A 21,887-nucleotide genomic window follows, 5' to 3' on the forward strand; every position below is an offset into this window, starting at 1 on the left:
CCAATCTTCACCGACACGCCTCTTCGCTCGTCGAGCGAACGGGGCGTGTCGGCGTTAGCGTCGGGGGTGTAGACGGCGCAGTTGCCGGCTACGCGGGAGGTCCTGATCGTGACTGTGACAGACAGAGCGAGGGGCCGGCACCCGGCCCTCGTGTCCCTCGTGGACACCAGGTTCGACCGGCCCATCGAACGAAGTCTGTGTGGTGCTACACAGGCCTAGGAGCCTCACGTGACTGCAACACGCTCCGTCCCCGCCCGCCGCTCCGGCCGGACCCCGGCGAAGAAACCCGATGTGCGCACCTACGTGCTGGACACCTCCGTGTTGCTCTCCGATCCGTGGGCGGTGACCCGCTTCGCCGAGCACGAAGTGGTGCTACCCCTCGTCGTGATCGGCGAACTCGAAGGCAAGCGGCACCATCACGAACTGGGTTGGTTCGCGAGGGAATCGTTGCGGCTGCTCGACGACCTGCGCCTGCAGCACGGGCGGCTCGATCAGCCCATTCCCATCGGGGACGCGGGAGGCACCCTGCACGTCGAGCTCAACCACACCGACCCGCAGGTGCTGCCGGCCGGATTCCGCACCGAGACCAACGATTCCCGGATCCTGGCGTGCGCGCTGAACCTCGCCGGCGACGGGCACGACGTGGTGCTGGTCAGCAAGGACATCCCGCTCCGGGTCAAGGCCGGCGCCGTCGGGCTCAGCGCCGACGAGTACCACGCCCAGGACGTGGTGACGTCGGGCTGGACCGGCATGACCGAACTCGAGGTGGACCGGACGCTGATCGACGACCTGTTCGCCGAGGGCATCGTCGACCTCGACACCGCGAGGGATCTGCCGTGCCACACCGGGATCCGTCTGCTGGGCGGCTCGTCCAGCGCGCTGGGCCGGGTCACGCCGGACAAGCGGGTGCAGCTGGTGCGCGGAGACCGGGAGGCGTTCGGGTTGCACGGGCGTTCCGCGGAGCAACGGGTGGCGCTGGACCTGCTGCTCGACGAGTCCGTCGGCATCGTCTCGCTCGGCGGTAAGGCGGGCACGGGTAAGTCGGCACTGGCCCTGACCGCGGGTCTCGAGGCCGTGCTGGAGCGGCGCACCCAGCGCAAGGTCGTGGTGTTCCGGCCGCTGTACGCCGTCGGAGGACAGGAACTCGGCTATCTCCCCGGCAGCGAGAGCGAGAAGATGGGGCCGTGGGCGCAGGCCGTGTTCGACACCCTCGACGGCCTTGCGAGCCCGGAGGTGATGGACGAGGTCATCAGCCGGGGCATGCTCGAAGTGCTTCCGCTGACCCATATCCGGGGCCGGTCGCTGCACGACTCGTTCGTGATCGTCGACGAGGCGCAGTCCCTCGAGCGCAACGTGCTGCTCACCGTGCTCTCCCGCCTCGGCGCCGGGTCACGGGTGGTGCTCACCCACGACGTCGCCCAGCGCGACAACCTCAGGGTGGGCCGCTACGACGGCGTCGCTGCGGTGATCGAGAAGCTCAAGGGGCACCCGCTTTTCGCGCATGTCACCTTGACCCGCAGTGAGCGTTCGCCGATCGCGGCGCTCGTGACGGAGATGCTCGAGGAGTTCGCACCCGGCGCCTGAGGCCGGCTGCCCGGTGGTGACCGAATGTCACATTGCGTCGATGTCATCGACGCAATGTGACATTCGGCCCACCACCAACGCCGTTCACACCGCGGCGGCGGGTCAGTCCTGCTCGGGGCGCGGACCGAGTTCGGCCTCGAGGACTTCCTGGACGACGCGCATCGCGGCCAGGCCGGCCGGGGCGCCGCAGTAGGCGCCCGCGTGGATGACCGCCTCGACGATCTCGGTGCGGGTCAATCCGTTCCGCAGGGCGCCGCGCACGTGCCCGCGCAGCTCGTTCTCCGCGCGCAGCGCGATCAGCATGCCGAGGTTGAGCAGGCTGCGGCTGCGACGGTCGAGTCCCGGCCGGGTCCACACCGAGCCCCATACGTGCTCGGTGACGAACTCCTGCATCTCCTCGGCGTCGGTGCCGCGGGCGCGGTCGAAGGCTCGCTCGACGAAGTCGGCGCCCATCACCTCGCTGCGGACCCGGACTCCGGCCTCGAACGCGGGCGTCCGGTCGGCGTCGGTCATCGTCGTGCTCCCTGCGTCGTCGCCGTCGAACGGTTCGACGGCCGAGGAGATTCTACGACCGGCGCAGCACCGCCCGGAGGACGCCGGCACCCGCGGCGCCGACGAGTGTGCCGACGTTGTAGTGGTCGTCCCACACCGTGATCTTCCCGTCGCGCAGCTCGAAGGTGCCGCACACCCAGAACCGGACGGACACCGGGCCGACGCGCATGACGTCGGTGCGCTCGGTGAGCACCACGTTTCCGGTCGCGGCGATGTGGTGGACGACGACGTCGAAGCCCAGCGACGGCCGGCGCAGGCCCTCGAGGATGCGCCGCACCCGGGGCAGGCCCCGCACGGTCGGCAGCGACGTGTTGTGCCAGGCGATGTCCGGGTCGAGGAGGGCGGTGGCTCGTTCCATGTCCTCGGCGACCATCGCGTCGAGGAATTCGCGGACGACGGCGACGGACTTCTCGTCCGCGACGGTTTCGGGTGCGGTCATGACGCTCCTGTTCGGGTGAAGGTTCCCAGGCCGTTCTCGTTCCAGTATTCGAACGTGACGCCGTCCGGGGTGAAGGTGGCGGTGGAGACCGTCCCGTCCGGGGCGTTCTCACCGCCCTCGATCGGGAAGGTGAACACGTCGCCGTCCCAGTGGTCGAGCCGGTAGGTCTGTTCGGCGGGACCGATGGTGAGCACCAGGGCGCCCTCGCGTTCGTCGATCCGCGCGGGACCGTAGTACTCGCTGGTGTAGGCGCCGGTGTACTGCCCGAGCGGACGGGCGGGGGTGGGGTTCGTCGGGGCGGTGCGCCCGACGAGCGAGCCCTTCGGGTCGTCGAACGTGGCGAAGCGCTGCTCGTACAGGTCGGTCCAGTCCTCCCGGATCTCCCCGAACTGCACGAGATCGGTGAACTCGGCGGCGAGGGTTTCCGGCACCCCGATCGGGGCGGCGTTGGTGAGCGCGACGATCGCGACGTCCGCCGACGGGATCGCGGTGAACGCGGTCGCGGCGCCCAGCGCGAACGCCCCGGAGTGGCTCAGCGTCACGCGCCCGGCTGGGCTCGTGCCCACGTTGAATCCGTACCCGTAGAACCCCGCCCGGCTGTCGACGGTGCCCGGCGGGCTCGCCACGGCCTGCGGGGACACCGCCGGGAGCAGGGCGTCCGCGTCGACGATGCGGCGGCCCTGGTACTCGCCGTCGCCGAGCAGCATCGTCAGCCACTGCGCGACATCGGTGACCGAGGCGCTCACCCCGCCGGCCGGGGACTGCGCGTCGGGATCGCGGACGGCGCGCGCGACGTAGTCGCCGTCGACGAGCTGATGGCCGACGGCCCGATTGGGCCGGGCCGCGTAGTCCTCGAATCGGGAACTGGTGGAAGTCATTCCGAGAGGCTCGTACAACACCCGCTGCGACAGGTCCGCCCACTCGGCGCCGGACGCGTCGGCGACCGCCTGTGCCGCGGCGGTGAGCCCGAAGTTGGTGTACTCGTACGAATCACGGAACGGCCCGAGCGGCAGCAGGCGGAATCGGTCGAACACCTGCTCGCGCTCGAAACCGAGGTCCTCGAGTTCGTCGCCGGCGTGGTCGGGAAGTCCGGAACGATGGGCGTAGAGATCGCCGACGGTCACCCGGCTGGTCACGTACGGGTCCGCGAGCGCGAACCCCGGCAGGCGTTCGACCACCGGAGTGTCCCAGCCGATCACGCCCTCGCCGACCTGGCGGGCGACGACGGTGGCGCCGAGCGGCTTGGACATCGAGGCCAGCTGGAAGACGGTGTCGGCGTCCACCGCACCGTCGCGGCCGGCCTCGCGCACCCCGAACCCCTCCGCGTACACGATCTCACCGCGGTGCACGACCGCCACCGCCATTCCGGGAATGCCGGTCCGATCCATCAGCTCCCGGGCGAGGTCGTCGAGGCGGGCGACAGCGTCGTCGACCTGTCCGTCCGGGATGTCGATGCCGGCGACCTGCGGGGGAGAGAGGGACTGGGCTTCCGGCGAGGCCGGCGCCGAGGACGCCGGAGAGTCGGCGGTGTCGACCGAGACGCAGGCGGCCGACAGGATCGCCACGAGGGCGAGGGCGGCGCCGATCCGGCGACGACGGGGTGCGCGCATGTCACGGCCTTTCTCGTCCGTCGCATGGTATGCCCCCGGCTCGGCGCGCGGAAGACTCTCGAAGCCTCGGGCCCCGCAACGACGATCGTTGTGCAACCGTGACGTCCGGGCGCGGGACCGGGGTCACCGCGACGACCAGCGCCGACGCCGGCGTGCGGCGCAGGGCCGCGGGCAGGTCCGGACGGAAACCGCCCGGGGCCCGGGGCCACTCGCTAGCGTCGAGACACCGGTGCCCGATCTCCGAGGAGGATGCCATGAACAGACGAGCCCGTCGCACCGCCACCGTGGCCGCGGCCGCCGCTGCCGCGGGACTGGTCCTGGCCGGCTGCAGCAGCGACGACGGCACCAGCGCCGAGGACGCCGTGGCCGGCGTGACCAGCGCGGCGGAATCGGCAGTCGAGCGCGCGACGTCCGCCGCGGAGTCCGCGGTCGAGGGCGCCACCGGGGCCGAGAACACGGAGCCGGGCGCCTCCGTCGAGGAGACGACGACCCTGCCGGGTGCGGGCGGCGGCGAGTACACCATCAGCGGGCCGATTCTGGCGAAGTACAACGAGATCGGCGGTGCCGACAGCCCGCTGGGCGCACCGACCGCGGATCAGCAGGATGTCGGCGACGGCTACGTCGCGGAGTTCGAGGGCGGCATCGTCGCCTGGAGCCCCGACACCGACGCGCACGTGGTGTGGGGCGAGATCCGCACCGCCTGGGAGGCCCAGGGCGGTGCGGGTGGCGAACTCGGATTCCCCATCAGCGACGAGCGGCCCATCCCGAACGGGCTCGAGAGCGAGTTCGAGATGGGCACCATCACCTATGTCGACGGTGCGACGCAGGTGATCCCGAAGTAGCCCGTCCGGATGCGGCCGGTCACGGCTGGAAGACGAGCCGGCCCACGGTGTGCCCGTCGCCGAGGCGGGCCACGCCGTCGGCGACGTCGTCGAGGGAGAGTCGCTCGCTGATCAGGGGCCGGATGGCGCCGTCGTCGGCGAGGCGGCACAGTTCCTCGTGGCAGGCCTCGATCGCGGCACGGTTGTACTGCCGGTACAGGCCCCAGTGCAGGCCGATGATCGAGTAGTTCTTGATGAGCGCGTGGTTCAGCGCCGGTTGCGGGATGGTGCCACCGGCGAACCCGATCACCAGGATGCGGCCCTCGAACGCGATGCACTTGGTGGAGCGGCTGTACGAGTCGCCGCCGACCGGGTCGTAGACCACGTCCGCACCGCGACCCGCGGTGACGTCCTTGACGACGTCGACGAAGTCTTCGCGGTGCCGGTCGACGACGACGTCGGCGCCGAGGGCCCGGCAGTAGTCGGCCTTCTCGGCGCCGCCGACGACACCGATGACGGTGGCGCCGGCGGCCTTGCCGAGTTGCACTGCGGCACTGCCGACGCCGCCGGCCGCGGCGTGCACGAGCAGGGTCTCCCCGGCCCGCAGCTGGGTGCGCCGGTGCAGGGCGAACCACGACGTCTGGTATCCGATCGACAACGCCGACGCTTCGGCGTCGTCGAGGGACGCCGGGGCGCGGTAGGCGTCCTCCTCCGGAACCACGGCGAGCTCGGCGAAACCGCCGAAGGGGAACTCGGGATTGCCGATGATCCGGTCGCCGACGGCGAAGCGGGTGACGCCCTCGCCGACCGCGACGACCGTCCCGGCCAGTTCGACGCCGGGGGTGAAGGGCAGTTCCGGCTTCATCTGGTACTGCCCGCGGCACAGCAGCACGTCGGGGAAGTTGGCCGGCGTCGCGGCGACGCGCACCACGAGCCGTCCGGGGCCTGCCTCCGGATCGGGGACGTCGACGAGTTGCAGCGCTTCCTTGGGCTCGCCCACTTCGTGAATTCGCCAGGCCTTCATGGGATTACCTTTCCATCGAGTTCGGTGTGCGGGGTGCGCTCACGGGGCGACGGCGACGCCGGCCTCCGCTGCGGCGGCGGTGCCGAGCATCGCGCCGCCGTCGACGACGAGGGTCTCGCCGGTGATCCAGCTCGCGGCGTCGGAGGCGAGAAAGGCCACCGCCGAGGCGATGTCGGCCGGCTCGCCGATCCTGCCGAGCGGCAGGGCCGCCTCGAGCCGGTCCTCGTGGTCCTTCCAGAGGGCTTCGGCGAGACGGGTGCGCACGACACCCGGGGCGACGGCGTTGACCCGCACCCGCGGCGCCAGTTCCAGGGCGAGCTGGCGGGTGAGGTGGATCAGTGCCGCCTTCGAGGCGTTGTACAGGCCGATGTTCGCCTCGGGTGCCATCCCTCCGATGGAGGCGGTGTTGACCACTGCTCCGCCGTGCTCGCCCATCCACGCCTGCACGGCCAGTGAGGTCCACAGCACCGGACCCCAGAGGTTGACGTCGAAGGTCTTGGCGAAACGTGCGTGGTCCTGGGCGAGCACCGGACCGAACGCGGGGTTGGTGCCGGCATTGTTGACCAGGATGTCCAGGCGCCCGAACCGCTCGACGGTGAGGTCGACGCACCTCCGGGCCGCGTCCTCGTCGACCGCATGCGCGCCGACGCCGAGTGCCGTGCCGCGCACCCCGGCCGCGGTGACCTGGGCGGCCGCGGCGTCGGCCGCGTCCTGCTTGCGGGAGGTGAGCACCACGTTCGCGCCGGCCGCTGCGAGGTCCCGGGCGACGGCCAGCCCGATACCGCGGGAGGCGCCGGTGACGATCGCGGTGCGGCCGGTCAGATCGAGTCCGGTCATCGTCAGCCCACCGTCACCTTGTGGCCGTTGACCGAGGCGGCGGGAGCGGTGCGGTACTTGCGCAGTTCGGCGACGGCGATGGACCGCTTGTGCACCTCGTCGGGGCCGTCGGCCAGGCGCAGGGTGCGCATGTGCGCGTACATCATGGCGAGCGGGAAGTCGTCGGTGACGCCTCCGCCGCCGTGCACCTGGATGGCGCGGTCGATGATCTTCAGCGCCATCGCCGGGGCGGCGACCTTGATCGCGGCGATCTCCATCCGGGCCTGCTTGTTGCCGACGGTGTCCATCAGGTGGGCAGCCTTGAGCGTGAGCAGCCGTGTCATCTCGATCTCGATCCGGGCCTCGGCGATCCAGTCCTGGATGTTGGCGCGCTCGCTCACGGGCTGACCGAACGTGACCCGGCTCGACGCGCGCCGGCACAGCAGTTCGAGGGCTCGCTCGGCCATGCCGATGGCGCGCATGCAGTGGTGGATGCGGCCGGGGCCGAGGCGGGCCTGGCTGATCGCGAAGCCCTCGCCCTCGCCGGCGAGCACGTCCTTGCTCGGCACCCGCACGTTCTCGAAGGTGATCTCGGCGTGGCCCTCGCGGTCGGCGTAACCGAAGACCGGGAGGTTGCGCACGACGGTCACGCCGGGAGCGTCGATGGGCACCACCATCATCGACTGCTGGCGGTGCGGGGCCGCCGTGGGGTCGGTCTTGCCCATGACGATGAGGACCTTGCAGTTCTTGTGCATCGCGTTGGAGGCGAACCACTTGCGCCCGTTGAGGACGTACTCGTCGCCGTCCCGGACCATGGACAGCTCGATGTTGGTGGCGTCGGAGCTGGCGACGGCGGGTTCGGTCATCGCGAACGCCGAGGCCATCGTGCCGTCGAGCAGCGGGCGCAGGTACTTCTCCTTGTGCTCGTCGGTCCCGAAGAGGGTGAGCACCTCCATGTTGCCGGTGTCGGGTGCGTTGCAGTTGCACGCCTCGGAGGCGATGTGGCTGCGGCCCATGATCTCGGCGAGGGGCGCGTACTCGAGGTTGGTCAGGCCCGGGCCCCAGTCGGGGTGGGGGTGGAAGAGGTTCCACAGGCCGCGCCGGCGGGCCTCGGCCTTGAGCTCCTCGAGGATCGGGGGCTGGAAGTGCGGGTCCCCGGAGGCGCGCATCTGTTCCTCGTACACCGACTCGGCGGGGTAGACGTGCTCGTCCATGAAGGCGAGGAGGGCGTCGCGGTACTGCACGGTGCGTTCGGACATTTCGTAGACCGACATGGTCACTCCTGGCGGAAGGGGAGGGGCAGGGCTGGGGATCGCCCGTCGTCGAGGTACGTCGCGAACAGGATGGTGACGGACGTCTCCCTCCCTGTATAGTTGAACGCGGTTTCAACTTCAAGTTTTGATTCGGCGCGAGTCGCTCCGGCCGCGCGGAGAGGAAGCATCCATGACCGACGACATCAGCACCCTGCCCGTGCGACCCACGGGCCTCGACGACCTCCGGGACCTGGTGGGACGGGACATCGGACCGACGGACTGGGTGACCGTGACCCAGGAACTCGTGAACGCCTTCGCCGAGGTCACCGACGACCACCAGTGGATCCATGTCGACCCCGAGCGCGCCGCGACGAGTCCGCTGGGGACGACGATCGCGCACGGTCTGCTCGTGCTCTCGCTGGGGCCGGGCCTGTCCTACAAGCTCATGAGCTTCGACGGGTTCGCCCACGGCCTCAACTACGGCTACGACAAGGTGCGCTTCGTCTCGCCGCTGCCGGTCGGTTCCCGCATCCGGATGCGCATGCAGGTGCTCGGGGCCGAGGCCGCCGGTGGCGGCATCCAGATCCGGACGCTGCAGACGTTCGAGCGCGAGGGGCAGGAGAAGCCGGTCGCGGTGGCCGAGTCGCTCGCCCGCGTCGTCGCCTGAGCTGCGTACGGCACAGATGCTGCCGGCCTCCACGAGCGATCGTGGAGGCCGGCAGCACCCGTTCGGTTACCGTGCGTGGGCGATGCCCGGGACGGCCTTCGGGTCGCGGCGCACCTCCGCGGGGTTGGTCTCCTTGAGCACCCACGCCGAGAACAGCGTGAGGGCGCCCATGAGGGCCACGAACACCGAGACCAGGGTGGTCGTGCCGGTGTTGGCGATCAGGGCGGTCATGATGAACGGCGTGCCGCCGCTGACGGTGACGGCGGCGAGCTGGTAGGCGAGCGACGCGCCGGAGAGCCGGACGTTGGGCTCGAAGAGCTCGCCCAGGTACGCCGCCAGCGGGCCGTAGGTCATGGACTGGAAGATCGACCCGACCGTGACGGCCACCGCGAACAACGCGAGGTTCGCGGTATTGACGAGCCAGAAGTAGGGGAATGCCCACAGCACGAGTGCCGCGGCCCCGATCATGATCATCGGCCGGCGGCCGATGCGGTCGGAGATCCACCCCGACCACAGGATGAACCCGAGGCCCACCAGCGAGCTCGCCAGCGAGATGGCCAGGATCGAATTGCGGTCCATGCCGAGTTCGGTTGTGCCGTAGCTCAGGACGCCGGCGATGCTGATGTAGAACAGCGAGTTGGTTGCGGCGAGCAGACCGCAGCCCAGCAGGATCTTGCGCCAGTGGGTGCGGATCGCCTCGGCGAGCGGGGCCTGGACGACCTGCTGCTCGGGCCGCTTGGCCGCGACTTCGGCCTGCAGTTCCCGGAATTCGGGGGTGTCCTCCACCTTGGTCTGGATGTAGAGGACGACGGGGAACAGCGCGGCACTGGCGAGGAACGGAATCCGCCAGCCCCAGTCGAGGAACACCTCGTTCGACATCGCGGCCGTCGCCGTGAGGAACGCGACGTTGCCCAGGATGACGCCGCACGGCACGCCCATCTGCCCGAACGTGCCGGCGAAGCCTCGACGTTTGGGATCGGCGGACTCGGTGAGCAGCAGGACGATTCCACCCCACTGCCCGCCGCAGGCGAGGCCCTGCAGGAAGCGGAGCGTCACCAGCAGGATGGGGGCGAGGACCCCGATGGCGGCGGCGGAGGGCAGGCAGCCGATCAGGAACGTCGCCAGACCCATGAGCAGCAGGCAGACCACGACGACGGGTTTGCGGCCGTAGCGGTCACCGAAGTGGCCGGCCACGAGCCCGCCGAGGGGCCGGGCGACGAACCCGGCCCAGAAGGTGCTGAAGGACAACAGCGTTCCCATCAGGGGGGAGCTGTCGGGGAAGAACACGTGCGGGAACACCAGCGCCGCGGCGGTGCCGTACAGAAAGAAGTCGTACCACTCGATCGAGCTGCCGATGAGCCCGGCGGCGAGCAGTTTACGATGAGCGCGCGTGTGGTGCGACGTGCCGGCGGTCGTGATGCCGGTCGGACTCACGGATGGCGATGTCACAGATCAATTCCTCCGGTCGGACGGGCCGAGAAACAGCACTCAAACATGAATTCGGGTTCAGGCTGTGGTGCTAGTCTGGGGCATCGGTCATGTGATGTCAATCACGAGCCGCTCTCCTCCACTATGTCTCTCGACGAAGGGAAACCACTCATGGCCAGTGTTCTCGACCCCGTCCTCGCCCACGCGGACGCGGCGCCGGAACGCATCGCCCTGCGCACGCGGGACGGGCAGCGGAGCTACCGCGAGCTGCGCGACGACGCGCTGCGCTACGGCGCGCTGCTCCGCAGCCGCGGCGTCGCCGCCGGCGACCGGGTGCTCCTGCTCGCTCCCTCCGTGCCCGAGTTCGTGGTGGCCTACCTCGGCATCCAGGCGCTCGGTGCCGTGGTGGTGCCGGTGAACACCATGTCCACCGCGGCCGAACTGCGCTACACCCTCGGGGATTCGCGGGCCGTGCTCGCGATCGCCTGGCATGCCGCCTCCGGCTCGGTGGCCGAGGCCGCGGAGGGGCTCGGTGTGCCGTGGCTGTCGCTGGAGCCCGGCGCCGCGGTCGAACAGGAGCCCGTCGATCCCGTCGACCGTGCCGACGGTGACACCGCGGCGGTGCTGTACACCTCGGGCACCACCGGCCGCCCGAAGGGGGCTCAGCTCACCGTCTCGAATCTGCTGTCTGCAGGACGCATTTCGTGCCGATTGTCCGAATCGGGACCCGAGGATCGAGTCGGGACCGGGCTGCCGCTGTTCCACATCTTCGGCCAGGCGTCGGTGATGATGTCGGCCTTCACCGCGGGGGCCTCCCTGTCCCTGCTGTCCCCGTTCGATCCGGCGGCGATGCTCGACCTCGTCGTCCGGGACCGGCTGACGGTGGTGTGCGGGGTGCCGACCATGTGGAACGCGATGCTGCATGCCGAATCTCCCTACGGACCAGCGGACTTCGCGGGACTCCGGCTGGCGGTATCGGGGGGTGCGTCGCTGCCGGGGGAGGTGGCTCGTGACTTCGAGCACCGCTTCGGCTGCACCATCCGGGAGGGATACGGCCTGACCGAGACCACGGCCATGGCGACCTTCTCGTGGGGGGACGTCCCGGCGCGCATCGGGTACAGCGGCACCGCGGCCCCGGACATCGAGGTCGAGGTCTACGGGCCGGACGGCGTCGCGTGCGGCCCGGGGGAGGTGGGCGAGGTGTTCGTCCGCGGACCCGTCGTCATGGCCGGCTACTGGCAGCGACCGGCCGACACCGCGGCCGTGCTCGACGACGAGGGCTGGTTCCGCACCGGCGATCTCGGGGAATTCGACGAGCAGGGCCGGTTGCGCATCGTCGACCGGGTCAAGGACCTCGTCATCCGGGGCGGCTACAACGTGTATCCCAGCGAGGTGGAGGAGGTGCTCTACGAGCATCCCGACGTGGTCGAGGCCGCCGTGGTGGGCGTGCCGGACCGCCACTACGGCGAGGAGATCGCCGCGGTGGTCGTGCTGCGCGACGACGCCGGCGCCGGTGCCGAGGACGTCGTGCGCTGGTGCCGGGAACGGTTGTCCGCCTACAAGGCGCCCCGCATCGTCCGCTTCGTGGACGCCCTGCCGAAGGGGGCGTCCGGGAAGATCCTCAAGCGGGCCATCGACCGGGACGAGTTGTCCCGGTTCGTCGTTCGCCGTTCCGAGTCGGCGGTGTGACCGGTGCCGTCCGCGGCCGGGTGGCGTGCCCGGCCGCGGACGGCCCGCCGGGCTCAGTACGTGTAGCGACGTTCGAAGATCTCGCGCGGGTTGTCGATCAGCATCCGGTCGATGTCCGTGTCGCCGACCCCGGCCTCCCGCAACGCGGGCAGCACGTCGTTGTGCAGGTGCATATAGCTCCATCGCGGCGTCGCGACGGCGAGCATCTGCGGGTCGAGCCAGTCGTTGAGGGTGGCGTAGTCCTGCGAGAGCAGCATCCGGCCGGCATAGCCGCGCTCGACGAGGGCGGCGATGGTCTTCACCCGCTGCTCGAAGCCGAGATAGACGTCCACGCCGCAGCGATCCATACCGATGTACGAGCCGGCGTCCATCAGCGCCGTGAGATAGCCGATGTCGTCGGAATCGCCGCTGTGGCCGACGATCACGCGCGAGAGGTCGACGCCCTCCTCGGTGAACAGGCGCTGCATCACCCGTCCCGACTCGGAGTGGGCGTGGGTGTGCACCGTGATCGGTACGCCGGTGCGTCGGTGGGCGACCGCCACGGCCCGGGCCGTCCGCTCGACTCCCGCGGTCAGGCCCGGGGCGTCGATGGCGCACTTGAGCATTCCCGCCCGCACTCCGGAGTCGAGGATGCCTTCCTCGATGTCGCGGACGAAGAAGTCCACCATCGGTTCCGGGCCGCCGAACAGGGTGTCGGGGCCGCGGTAGTGGAAGTAGTGCGGCAGGTCCATGTAGGTGTAGAGACCGGTCGCCACGACGATGTTCATGTCGGTGGCCTCGGCGACCCGTCGGATGAGGTCGATGTTGCGGCCGGTGCCGACCACGGTGAGGTCGACGAACGTGTCGAAACCGGCCGCGTGCACCTCCTGGACGCGCGTGATCGCCTCGGCGACCGCCGCCTCCAGGTCGACGCCGATGTCCCAGTTGCCGTGCAGTTCGGGGGAGAGGACGAACAGGTGCTCGTGCATCAGTGTCCGGCCGAGGCTGCCGCTGTCGACGGTGCCGGTGACGGTGGGGACGGTGGTCATGACGTCTCGCTTCCTACGACCTGAATTAGAATTCAGCTTCGTATCAGATCATGATGAGACGCTCATCACAAGACCCCGGGTGTCGTCAGTCTCGCGGCTCCACCCGTGTCATCGCGAGCACGTCGAGCCGCCGATCCAGCTCCTCCTCGCTCAGGCCGTCACCGATCAGCCCCCGGTCGACGACCGTCTGCCGGATGGTCTTCTTCTCCCGCAGCGCCTCTTTCGCGACCGCAGCGGCCTCCTCGTACCCGATCGCCGAGTTCAGCGGCGTCACGATCGAGGGAGACGATTCGGCGAGGGTACGCAGATGTTCGGTGTTCGCTACGAGCCCGTCGACGCACCGCTCGGCGAACAGGCGCGAGACGTTGGCCAGCAGGCGCAGCGACTCGAGCAGGTTGCGGGCCATCATCGGGATGTAGACGTTGAGCTCGAACGCGCCCGCGGCACCACCCCACGCCACGGCCGCGTCGTTGCCCACGACCTGCGCCGCCACCTGGGTCACCGCCTCCGGCAGCACGGGATTCACCTTCCCCGGCATGATCGAGCTGCCGGGCTGCAGATCCGGCAGCTGGATCTCGGCGAGACCCGTCAGCGGGCCGGACCCCATCCACCGGATGTCGTTGGCGATCTTCGTCAACGACACCGCGACGGTCCGCAGCGCCCCGGACGCCTCGACGAGACCGTCCCGCGCGGCTTGCGCCTCGAAGCTGTTCTTCGCCGGCGTCAGCGCCTCCACCCCGGTCACCCGCACCAGTTCGGCGACGACGCGGGGACCGAATCCCTCGGGGGCGTTCAGGCCCGTGCCGACCGCCGTGCCCCCGATGGCCAGCTCACCCAGCCGTGGCAGGGTCGCCTGCACCCGCTCGATGCCGGCCTCGATCTGCCGGGCGTAGCCCCCGAACTCCTGGCCGAGGGTGACCGGCACGGCATCCATCAAGTGCGTCCGCCCGGACTTGACGACGCGTCTCCACTCCTTCGCCTTCGCCGCGAGCGAGGCCCGCAGCTGGTCGAGGGCCGGGACGAGATCCTTCACCGCCGCCTCGGTGGCGGCGACATGCGTCGCGGTCGGGAAGGTGTCGTTCGACGACTGCGACATGTTGACGTGATCGTTGGGATGTACGGTCACCCCGCGCTGCGCGGCGATGCTCGCGATGACCTCGTTGGCATTCATGTTCGAGCTCGTGCCCGAACCGGTCTGGAACACGTCGATGGGGAACTGGTCGTCGTGCAGACCCTCGGCGATCTCGGTAGCGGCGGCGACGATCGCGTCGGCCTTCTCCGCGTCGAGCAGATCCAGATCCTTGTTCACCTGAGCGCACGCCGCCTTGAGCAGGCCCATCGCGCGGATCTGGGTGCGCTCGAGACCGCGGCCGGAGATCGGGAAGTTCTCCACGGCCCGCTGGGTCTGAGCGCGCCACAAGGCGTCGGCCGGGACCCGGACCTCGCCCATGGTGTCGTGTTCGATTCGGAACTGCTGCTCGGAATTGTCGGCCATGGCTTCACAGTAGGCCGCTCGAGCCGCAGCGGCGCCCCTTCGGACCGGCGGAGATCCGAAAGGGCGCCACGACCGCGAACCGGGTCACGGCATGGGAGGAACGGCCCCCGCGACGCCGTGGAAATCGATCGAGGTGAACTCGCTGAGCTTCTTCAGCCGGTGGTACGCCTCGACCATCCGGACGGTGCCGGACTTGCTGCGCATCACGATCGACTGCGTCGTCGCGCCGCCGCCGTAGTAGCGGACACCCTTCACCAGCTCACCGTCGGTGACGCCGGTCGCGCAGAAGAAGATGTTCTCACCCTTGACCAGGTCGGTGGTGGTCAGCACGCGGCCCGGCTCGTGACCCGCGTCGATCGCCTTCTGCCGCTCCTCGTCGTCCTTCGGCGCCAGGCGACCCTGCAGCGCGCCGCCCATGCACCGCATCGCGGCCGCGGCGATGATGCCCTCCGGGGTGCCGCCGATGCCCAGCAGCATGTCGACACCCGAACCCGGGCGCGCCGCGGCGATCGCACCGGCGACGTCACCGTCGGAGATCAGCCGGATACGGGCGCCGGTCGCGCGCACATCGCTGATGAGCTGCGCGTGCCGGGGGCGGTCCAGGATCGTGACGGTGATGTCGGAGATCTCCGAGTGCTTCGCCTTCGCAACGCGGCTGATGTTCTCGGCGACCGGCGCGGTGATGTCGATGACGTCCGCGGCCTCCGGGCCGACAGCGATCTTGTCCATGTAGAACACGGCGGACGGGTCGAACATGGCGCCGCGCTCGGCGACGGCGAGCACCGCGATGGAGCCGGGTGCGCCCTTCGCCATCAAAGTGGTGCCGTCGATCGGGTCGACCGCCACGTCGCACAGCGGTCCGTCGCCGTTGCCGACCTCCTCGCCGTTGTAGAGCATGGGCGCCTCGTCCTTCTCGCCCTCGCCGATCACGACGACGCCGCGCATGGACACCGAACTGACCATGTGACGCATGGCGTCGACGGCGGCGCCGTCGCCACCTTCCTTGTCGCCACGGCCGACCCAACGGCCCGCAGCCATCGCCGCGGCCTCGGTGACACGCACCAGCTCGAGGGCGAGATTGCGGTCCGGGGCCTGGCGGCGGGTCGGGGTGCTGGCCGTCATGGGCTACTGCCTCCTGGTGCGGTCGGTCGACGTGGTTGCCGACGCGAGACGGACGTCGAAGGGACGACCGTCGGGTTCCGATGGTTTCGAGTGGTAATTCTCTCATCACCGCCCCGTGAGCGCGGCTCGGACCCGGCCACGTGCGGGTATCGGTGCCGACGGCTGTCAGACTGGAGGCGTGGCCCCCCAGAAACCCCGCATTCTCCACGACACGCGCGACATGGCGTGGTCGCTGATTCCGCTGCTGCTGATCATGGTCGTCGTGGCCGCCATCGCCAGCCAGTGCTCCTTCAGCCCCGGCGGCCCCACCGCGGGACCCGTGCCCAGCTTCGACGTCGACGCGGGCCTGAAGTACGACGCGCGTGAGCTGGACTTCCCGATCCGGCAGCCGAAGGTGCCCGAGGACTGGCAGGCGAACTCCGGCAGCCGCAGCATCATCACCGGCGAACAGGGCGGCGACTCGAGCACCGTCGGGTACATCACCCCCGCCGGCCGGTACGTGCGGTTCACCCAGTCGAACGCGGGGGAGGACGAGCTGGTGCGGTTCGTCGCCGGGGAGCCGCGCACCGCGACGGGGGCGCAGGACATCGCCGGCCGCGACTGGGTGGTCTACGGCGGGCAGGGTGTCGAACCGCTGTGGGTGTCCGACTTCGGCGACGTCCGGATCCTCGTCGGTGGTTCCGGCGACGAGGCCGAGTTCCGCGAGCTCGCGGCCGCAGCGGGGGCGGCTGAGCCGCTACAGCCCTGACGGGCGCGCCGCTACAGCCCTGACGGGCGCGCCGCTACAGCCCTGACGGGCGCGCCGCTCACTCGTCGTCTTCGTCCACCTCGTCGTCGCTGTGCGCCAGCGCGGCCTCCACGCGCTGCCGGGCGCCGGCGAGATGCTCCTCGCAGCGGCGCGCGAGCGCCTCGCCCCGCTCCCACAGCGTCAGCGACTCGTCCAGGTCCAGGCCACCCTGTTCGAGCATCTTGACCACGTTGACCAGCTCGTCGCGCGCCCGCTCGTAGCCGAACTCCGCAACGTCGTCGTTCGGGCCGCTCACGGGCGTGTCCTTCGTCTCGCTCATCCGTTCCTCGTCACTTCTCTCGTCCGATGACGGCCGCGCGCACCGCACCGTCGGCGACCCGCACCCGCAGCTGGGTGCCGGGCGGTGCGTCGTCGACGGACCGCAGCACCTCCGCGTCCCCGTCCGGGACCATCCGCTGCACCACCGCGTAGCCGCGGGCCAGGGTGGCGGCGGGACCGAGCGTCCCGAGTCGCGCCCCGAGATGTTCGATCCGGGTGGCCTCGGCGGCGATCGCCCGGGCCACGTCGCGTCGGGCGCACTGCCGCAGCCGCTCGATCTCCTCGCGCCGCTGGTCGACGGTGCGCAGCGGGTCTGCGAGCACCGGCCGGCTGCGCAGCTGTTCGATCACGTGCTCCTCCCTGCGCACCCAGTTGCGCAGCGCCGCCGCCGCCCGCTCTCGCAGCTCGTCCACCAGGTCCTGCTCGGCCACCGCGTCCGGCACGATCCGTTTCGCCGCGTCCGTGGGGGTGGCCGCCCGCAGATCGGCGACGTAGTCGGACAGCGGGCTGTCCGGTTCGTGCCCGATCGCGCTGACCACCGGCGTCGTGCACCGGACGATCGCGCGGCACAGCGCCTCGTCGGAGAACGGCAGCAGGTCCTCCACGCTGCCGCCGCCGCGCGCGAGCACGATCACGTCGACGGACGGGTCCGCGTCGAGTTCCTCGAGCGCCTCGAGGATCTGCGGGACCGCGGTGGGCCCCTGGACGGCGGTGTTGCGGATCTCGAAACGGACCGCCGGCCACCGGCGCTGCGCGACGCTGAGCACGTCCCGTTCGGCGGCGCTCGCCCGGCCGGTGATCAGACCGATCCGGTGCGGCAGGAACGGCAGGGGCCGTTTGAGCCGCGGGTCGAACAGCCCCTCGGCCGCGAGCAGCGCCCGTAGCCGCTCGATCCGAGCGAGGAGTTCGCCGATTCCGACGGCCCGGATCTCGGTGACCCGCAGGGCCAGGGTGCCGCGGCCGGTCCAGAACGACAGCTTCCCGAACATCACCACCCGGCTGCCCTCGGTGAGCGGCACAGGGGAGTTCTGCACCAGCTGCGGCGAGCACGTCACCGACAGCGACATGTCCGCCGACGGGTCCCGCAGCGTGAGGAAGGCGGTGCGGGTGCCGGGACGCACGTTGAGCTGGGTGATCTGTCCCTCCACCCAGACCGAGCCGAGCCGGTCGATCCAGCTCGCGACCTTCTGCGAGACGGTCCGGACGGGCCACGGATGTTCCGCGGAGTTGGACGGGGTGGCCGTGGGCGCGGAGGTCACTTGGTGCTTGCGTTCGCGATCCGGTTGGACAGCATGGTCTCGAACGGGTCTCGCGCGCGGGTGGCGCTTTCGTACTCGAGCAGCGCCCGCAGGTCCTCGACCGACAGGGTGCGCATCCGCGCCCGCAGTTGCGCCAGGGTCAGCGACGGGTAGTCGAGCAGTTCGACGATCTCGGGAAGCTCGGCCCCGGCCGCGCTCCCGGCGGCAGCCTTCTTCGCGGTCTTCTTCGCCGGTGCCTTCGCTGCCTTCTTCGCCGGCTTCGTCGCGGTCGTGTCGGCGTCGCCGCCGGCTGCGGTCGTGCCGGCACTGATCTTGGCGGCGGTGGACTCGGCGGTCGACTCGGCTCCGGCGCGGGGCCCGGACCCCTCCGTCCCGGCGCCGGCGGACTTCCCGGCCCTCGAATCGGTGGGGACCGGCACCGCCGCCTCCGTCGCGGGCGGCATCGAGTAGAGGGCGAAGCGTCCCGGTGCCCCCGCGGTCGACGGCTCGGCAATGCCCACCGGTTCGGCGTCGTCGTCGAAGGTGGCCCACGACGGCGCCTCGGCGGGGGCAGCGCCGAGCAGCTCGAACAACTGGTCGCCCTTGATCGCGAGCGACGTCATCGTCTGCTGGATCCGCATCGTCGTCTGAAGGATCTGGCTGACCGTGGTCATCGGCAGGGCGACCGCGGTGGACGGCAGCTTGAGGGTCTCTTCGTACGCGGTGACGGCCAGCCCGGCCGCCACCCGCGCCATGAACGGTGGACGGATCATGGGAAACAGACTGCCTCACGTGCCGCCCGATTGGTAGCCGAGGACGGCCGGCCCCGCGGACGGCCCGTACCCTGGAGGCATGTCTGCGCCTGTTCCCCTCGAAGTCGGAATCACTCGGTCGGCCGGTTCACCGGCTGCCGGCAAGCGCGTCCTGCTCGCCGAGCCGCGCGGGTACTGCGCCGGTGTCGACCGGGCCGTCGAAACGGTGGAGAAGGCACTCGAGAAGCATGGTGCCCCGATCTACGTCCGCAAGGAGATCGTCCACAACCGGCACGTGGTCGAGACCCTCGCCGAGCGAGGTGTCGTCTTCGTCGAGGAGACCGACGAGGTACCCGAGGGCGCGGTGCTCGTGTTCTCGGCGCACGGTGTCTCCCCTGCGGTGCACGCCTCCGCCGCCGAACGCAGCCTGCGCACCATCGATGCCACGTGCCCCCTGGTGACGAAGGTGCATCAGGAGGCGAAGCGCTTCGCCCGCGACGACTACGACATCCTGCTCATCGGTCACGAAGGCCACGAGGAGGTGGAGGGCACTGCCGGCGAGGCCCCCGACCACGTCCAGCTCGTCGACGGTCCGGACGCGGTCGACCAGGTCACCGTGCGCGACGAGGCGAAGGTCATCTGGCTCTCGCAGACCACCCTCAGCGTCGACGAGACCATGGAGACGGTCCAGCGGCTGCGCGCGAAGTTCCCGCTGCTGCAGGATCCCCCGAGCGACGACATCTGCTACGCCACCCAGAATCGGCAGGTGGCGGTCAAGGCGATGGCGCCCGAATGCGACCTGGTCATCGTCGTGGGGTCCCGCAATTCGTCGAACTCGGTCCGGCTCGTGGAGGTGGCTCTGGGGGCCGGTGCCCGGGCCGCGCATCTCGTCGACTACGCCCGCGAGGTCGACCCGGCATGGCTCGACGGCGTCCGGACCGTGGGCATCACCTCCGGCGCCTCGGTGCCGGAGGTCCTCGTACGCGGCGTGATCGACCTGCTCGCCGAGCACGGTTTCGCCGACGTGCAGTCGGTCACCACAGCCAACGAGACCCTGGTGTTCGCGCTGCCGCGCGAACTGCGCTCCGCGCGTCGCGCGTAATCCGGCGCGCGTGATCCGGCGCGGACTCGGTCAGTCCTCGTACCGGTCCCGATAGCGCACCCGGGGCTGCCGGTAGTCCGGGGTCTCCGGTCCCGGCGCCCGCCGACGGGACGGCGGGGGCACCTCTCCCCGCTCGTAGGGACGGTCGGGGCGGGAGCGGTGATCGCCGCGCCGGTCGTAGTCCCGGCGGCTCTCGGCGGCCCGCCGTGGGGCCGGTTCGGCTCGCCGTGGGGCCGGTTCGGCCCGTCGTGGGGCGGGTTCGGCCCGCCGTGGGGCCGGCTCGGCTCGCCGGGTCCGGTAGGCGACATCGGGTGCCGCGGGCGGCTCGCTGGCGCCGCGGCGCGCCGCGTCCGGAGCCGGGGCGGTGGTGCGGCGCCGCACCACCGGGTTGTCGCGCGTGTCTGCAACCTGTCGCACGCTGGCCTTTGTGGAGGCCGGGGGTCGGGCGGCCGCACGGGCGCGACGTCCCCGCGCCGGCTTCGCAGCCCCACCACCGTCGCGGTCCAGCTGCGAGTCGCGTGACGGGGCCCCGGCGGCGCGTGCGCCCCGCCGGCGCGGACGGGCCGGGGCCGGTACCTGCGACCGGCTCAGGAAGATCCGCAGCCCGCCGACGACCAGGACCGCCACCGTGGCGGTGAGCATCACCGGGAACCGGTTCACCAGCGGATACGCCACGTTGAGCGCCAGGTCCTTCAGGCCCCCACCACCGGATTCGACGAGGAACTCCTGCGCGATCGGAACGGCGACGAGCAGCAGCAGCGGCGGCTGGGCCATCGCGGTGAACAGCGCCCGATGCTGCACGGCCGCTACCGCCGCGACGCAACCGAGCACGTAGAACGCGGAGAACGCCGAACCCAGTTCGTTACCGCGTGCCGCATCGATGAGGAAGCCGAGCAGGGTCGAGCCCGCCGCGACGAGGACCGCGCCCCACCACGGGACGCCAGGCACAGTGGGCGCCACCGACCGCATGTCGAGCGGCACCGCCGAGCGAGCACGTTGCGTTGCAGACACATGTCGACACTAGACCCCTCGGGTCAACTTGCTTCGTCGACAGGACCGTCGGACTCGGAAGTATCCGTCGGCGTCACGCGGCGCGGCCACGCATCGACCGGTCGCACCTCCGGGTGTTCGCCGTCGAAGATCTCCAGTTCGCTCAGCTTCCGGGCCGTCACCCCGACCCGGGACTCCATCGACGCGACGGTCAGGTTGAACGAGTCGACGGCCTTGCCCAGCTGGGACCCGAGCCGATCGAGGTGTCCGCCGACGACCCCGATCCGCTGATACAGCTCCCGGCCGAGCTGGTGGATCGTCGCGGCCTCCTTCGACAGGGCCTCCTGGCGCCAGGTGTGCGCGATGGTGCGCAGCAGCGCCACGAGGGTGGTGGGGGTGGCCAGGATCACGTTCCGCGCGAACGCGTACTCGAGCAGGTCCGAATCCGCGGCCAGCGCCGCATCGAGAAACGGGTCGCCGGGAACGAACAGCACCACGAACTCGGGCGTCGGATCGAACGATTCCCAGTAGGCCTTCGCCGAGAGCTGGTCGACATGCGTGCGTACCTGACGGGCGTGCCGCACCAGGTGCTGGTCACGCCGAGCGACGTCCTCCTCCTGGGCGGCGTCGAGATAGGCGGCGAACGGCACCTTCGCATCCACGACGATCTGCTTGCCACCGGCGAGATACACCAGCAGATCCGGGCGGACCCCGTCCCGGGTGACCTGGGTGTCGAAGTCGCAGTGCCGCACCATGCCGGCGAGCTCGACGACGCGTTCGAGCTGGATCTCGCCCCACCGTCCGCGCACCTGCGGGGCGCGCAGGGCCGTCACCAGCTGCTGCGTCTGCGTCGAGAGCAGCTGCGAGGCGCGGTGCATGCCTTCGACCTGCTCGGTGAGACCGGCGTACGCGTGCACCCGGTTGCGCTCGACGTGCTCCACCTGCCGGGCGAGCGCCCCCACTGCCTCCTGCAAGGGTCCGACGAGACGTGAGACCTGTTCACCGATCGCGCCCGAATGGCGGCGGGCGGAGTCCTCGCTCACGGCGCCGAGCGCTTGCCGCAGCTGCCCCTCGTTCTCGCGCAGGGCCGCGAGCTGGGCCTCCGCCCGCGCGGCGCGGTCGCCGCTGCGGGCGGCGTGCAGCAACCAGCCGACAACCACGCCGAGCGCGAGGGCCGCGAGCAACGCCAGTGCCGTGAGTGCCGTCATGGT

Annotated in this window: 21 protein-coding genes; 6 read left to right on the plus strand and 15 right to left on the minus strand. The window is 70.7% G+C overall.

Features of this window, described 5'->3' with window-relative positions; all coding sequences use genetic code 11:
* Positions 1-228 precede the first annotated feature (228 nt).
* A complete protein-coding gene (locus ACWPQI_RS06540) occupies positions 229-1,584 on the plus strand; it encodes a PhoH family protein (protein WP_172603586.1) in 1,356 nt (451 codons plus the stop codon).
* 102 nt (positions 1,585-1,686) lie between these two features.
* On the opposite strand, the gene ACWPQI_RS06545 is transcribed toward ACWPQI_RS06540, so the two are convergent.
* From ACWPQI_RS06545 to ACWPQI_RS06555, 3 genes are read right to left on the minus strand one after another with little or no spacing between them, the layout of a single operon-like run.
* A complete protein-coding gene (locus tag ACWPQI_RS06545) occupies positions 1,687-2,097 on the minus strand; it encodes a carboxymuconolactone decarboxylase family protein (RefSeq protein WP_010592877.1) in 411 nt (136 codons plus the stop codon).
* Positions 2,098-2,149: 52 nt separating this feature from the next.
* Positions 2,150-2,575, minus strand: a complete 426-nt coding sequence (locus ACWPQI_RS06550; RefSeq protein ID WP_474738699.1) for a limonene-1,2-epoxide hydrolase family protein — start codon at positions 2,573-2,575, stop codon at positions 2,150-2,152.
* Positions 2,572-4,185, minus strand: a complete 1,614-nt coding sequence (locus tag ACWPQI_RS06555; protein ID WP_474738700.1) for a serine hydrolase — start codon at positions 4,183-4,185, stop codon at positions 2,572-2,574. The genes ACWPQI_RS06550 and ACWPQI_RS06555 overlap by 4 nt, the downstream gene beginning before the upstream one ends.
* 254 nt (positions 4,186-4,439) lie before the next feature.
* Between ACWPQI_RS06555 and ACWPQI_RS06560 the strand changes: the two genes are divergently transcribed.
* Complete coding sequence (locus ACWPQI_RS06560; RefSeq protein WP_010592874.1) at positions 4,440-5,027, plus strand: LGFP repeat-containing protein; 588 nt, start codon at positions 4,440-4,442, stop codon at positions 5,025-5,027.
* A gap of 19 nt (positions 5,028-5,046) precedes the next feature.
* On the opposite strand, the gene ACWPQI_RS06565 is transcribed toward ACWPQI_RS06560, so the two are convergent.
* Genes ACWPQI_RS06565 through ACWPQI_RS06575 form a run of 3 tightly spaced genes read right to left on the minus strand, consistent with a single transcriptional unit; the run spans position 5,047 to position 8,120 of the window.
* The gene (locus ACWPQI_RS06565; protein ID WP_010592873.1) at positions 5,047-6,030 is read right to left on the minus strand and encodes an NADPH:quinone oxidoreductase family protein; all 984 of its coding nucleotides are present in this window, start codon (positions 6,028-6,030) and stop codon (positions 5,047-5,049) included.
* A 39-nt stretch (positions 6,031-6,069) separates the two neighbouring features.
* Complete coding sequence (locus ACWPQI_RS06570) at positions 6,070-6,867, minus strand: SDR family oxidoreductase (RefSeq protein WP_017680274.1); 798 nt, start codon at positions 6,865-6,867, stop codon at positions 6,070-6,072.
* A 2-nt stretch (positions 6,868-6,869) separates the two neighbouring features.
* On the minus strand, positions 6,870-8,120 hold the full coding sequence (locus ACWPQI_RS06575) for an acyl-CoA dehydrogenase family protein (RefSeq protein ID WP_010592870.1): 1,251 nt from the start codon (positions 8,118-8,120) through the stop codon (positions 6,870-6,872).
* Positions 8,121-8,289: 169 nt separating this feature from the next.
* Between ACWPQI_RS06575 and ACWPQI_RS06580 the strand changes: the two genes are divergently transcribed.
* Complete coding sequence (locus ACWPQI_RS06580) at positions 8,290-8,766, plus strand: MaoC family dehydratase (protein ID WP_010592869.1); 477 nt, start codon at positions 8,290-8,292, stop codon at positions 8,764-8,766.
* A gap of 66 nt (positions 8,767-8,832) precedes the next feature.
* Here ACWPQI_RS06580 and ACWPQI_RS06585 read toward each other — a convergent pair whose 3' ends face one another.
* The gene (locus ACWPQI_RS06585; protein ID WP_010592868.1) at positions 8,833-10,200 is read right to left on the minus strand and encodes an MFS transporter; all 1,368 of its coding nucleotides are present in this window, start codon (positions 10,198-10,200) and stop codon (positions 8,833-8,835) included.
* Between the two features lie 165 nt (positions 10,201-10,365).
* Here ACWPQI_RS06585 and ACWPQI_RS06590 point away from each other — a divergent pair, with 165 nt between their 5' ends.
* Complete coding sequence (locus ACWPQI_RS06590) at positions 10,366-11,883, plus strand: AMP-binding protein (protein WP_017680273.1); 1,518 nt, start codon at positions 10,366-10,368, stop codon at positions 11,881-11,883.
* A 53-nt stretch (positions 11,884-11,936) separates the two neighbouring features.
* On the opposite strand, the gene ACWPQI_RS06595 is transcribed toward ACWPQI_RS06590, so the two are convergent.
* The 3 genes from ACWPQI_RS06595 to glpX all read right to left on the minus strand — a co-directional run bounded on the left by ACWPQI_RS06595 (position 11,937) and on the right by glpX (position 15,528).
* Positions 11,937-12,911: a phosphotriesterase family protein gene (locus ACWPQI_RS06595; RefSeq protein WP_124259017.1), complete on the minus strand. Its 975-nt coding sequence runs from the start codon at positions 12,909-12,911 to the stop codon at positions 11,937-11,939.
* Between the two features lie 85 nt (positions 12,912-12,996).
* Positions 12,997-14,406 carry a class II fumarate hydratase gene (locus ACWPQI_RS06600; protein ID WP_342660704.1) on the minus strand — a complete coding sequence of 470 codons (1,410 nt, stop codon included), beginning with the start codon at positions 14,404-14,406 and terminating at the stop codon, positions 12,997-12,999.
* 84 nt (positions 14,407-14,490) lie between these two features.
* Positions 14,491-15,528 carry a class II fructose-bisphosphatase gene (gene glpX / locus ACWPQI_RS06605; protein ID WP_010592864.1) on the minus strand — a complete coding sequence of 346 codons (1,038 nt, stop codon included), beginning with the start codon at positions 15,526-15,528 and terminating at the stop codon, positions 14,491-14,493.
* A 178-nt stretch (positions 15,529-15,706) separates the two neighbouring features.
* On the opposite strand from glpX, the gene ACWPQI_RS06610 reads away from it, so the two are divergent.
* On the plus strand, positions 15,707-16,276 hold the full coding sequence (locus tag ACWPQI_RS06610; RefSeq protein WP_082170354.1) for a DUF4245 domain-containing protein: 570 nt from the start codon (positions 15,707-15,709) through the stop codon (positions 16,274-16,276).
* A gap of 58 nt (positions 16,277-16,334) precedes the next feature.
* Here the strand turns inward: ACWPQI_RS06610 and ACWPQI_RS06615 are convergent, their stop codons facing one another.
* From ACWPQI_RS06615 to ACWPQI_RS06625, 3 genes are read right to left on the minus strand one after another with little or no spacing between them, the layout of a single operon-like run.
* Positions 16,335-16,595, minus strand: a complete 261-nt coding sequence (locus ACWPQI_RS06615) for an exodeoxyribonuclease VII small subunit (RefSeq protein WP_010592861.1) — start codon at positions 16,593-16,595, stop codon at positions 16,335-16,337.
* Positions 16,596-16,605: 10 nt separating this feature from the next.
* Entirely contained in the window at positions 16,606-17,853 is a 1,248-nt protein-coding gene (gene xseA, locus ACWPQI_RS06620; RefSeq protein WP_017680269.1) for an exodeoxyribonuclease VII large subunit, read from the minus strand.
* Complete coding sequence (locus tag ACWPQI_RS06625) at positions 17,850-18,605, minus strand: lipid droplet-associated protein (protein WP_010592859.1); 756 nt, start codon at positions 18,603-18,605, stop codon at positions 17,850-17,852. Before ACWPQI_RS06625 ends, xseA begins: the two co-directional genes overlap by 4 nt.
* 79 nt (positions 18,606-18,684) lie before the next feature.
* On the opposite strand from ACWPQI_RS06625, the gene ACWPQI_RS06630 reads away from it, so the two are divergent.
* On the plus strand, positions 18,685-19,686 hold the full coding sequence (locus ACWPQI_RS06630; protein ID WP_010592858.1) for a 4-hydroxy-3-methylbut-2-enyl diphosphate reductase: 1,002 nt from the start codon (positions 18,685-18,687) through the stop codon (positions 19,684-19,686).
* A gap of 30 nt (positions 19,687-19,716) precedes the next feature.
* Here the strand turns inward: ACWPQI_RS06630 and ACWPQI_RS06635 are convergent, their stop codons facing one another.
* On the minus strand, positions 19,717-20,667 hold the full coding sequence (locus ACWPQI_RS06635; protein ID WP_474738838.1) for a DUF6542 domain-containing protein: 951 nt from the start codon (positions 20,665-20,667) through the stop codon (positions 19,717-19,719).
* Positions 20,668-20,720: 53 nt separating this feature from the next.
* Positions 20,721-21,884 carry a DNA recombination protein RmuC gene (locus tag ACWPQI_RS06640; protein WP_026137639.1) on the minus strand — a complete coding sequence of 388 codons (1,164 nt, stop codon included), beginning with the start codon at positions 21,882-21,884 and terminating at the stop codon, positions 20,721-20,723.
* Positions 21,885-21,887: the final 3 nt, after the last annotated feature.

The organism is Rhodococcus sp. LMD, assembly GCF_056108245.1.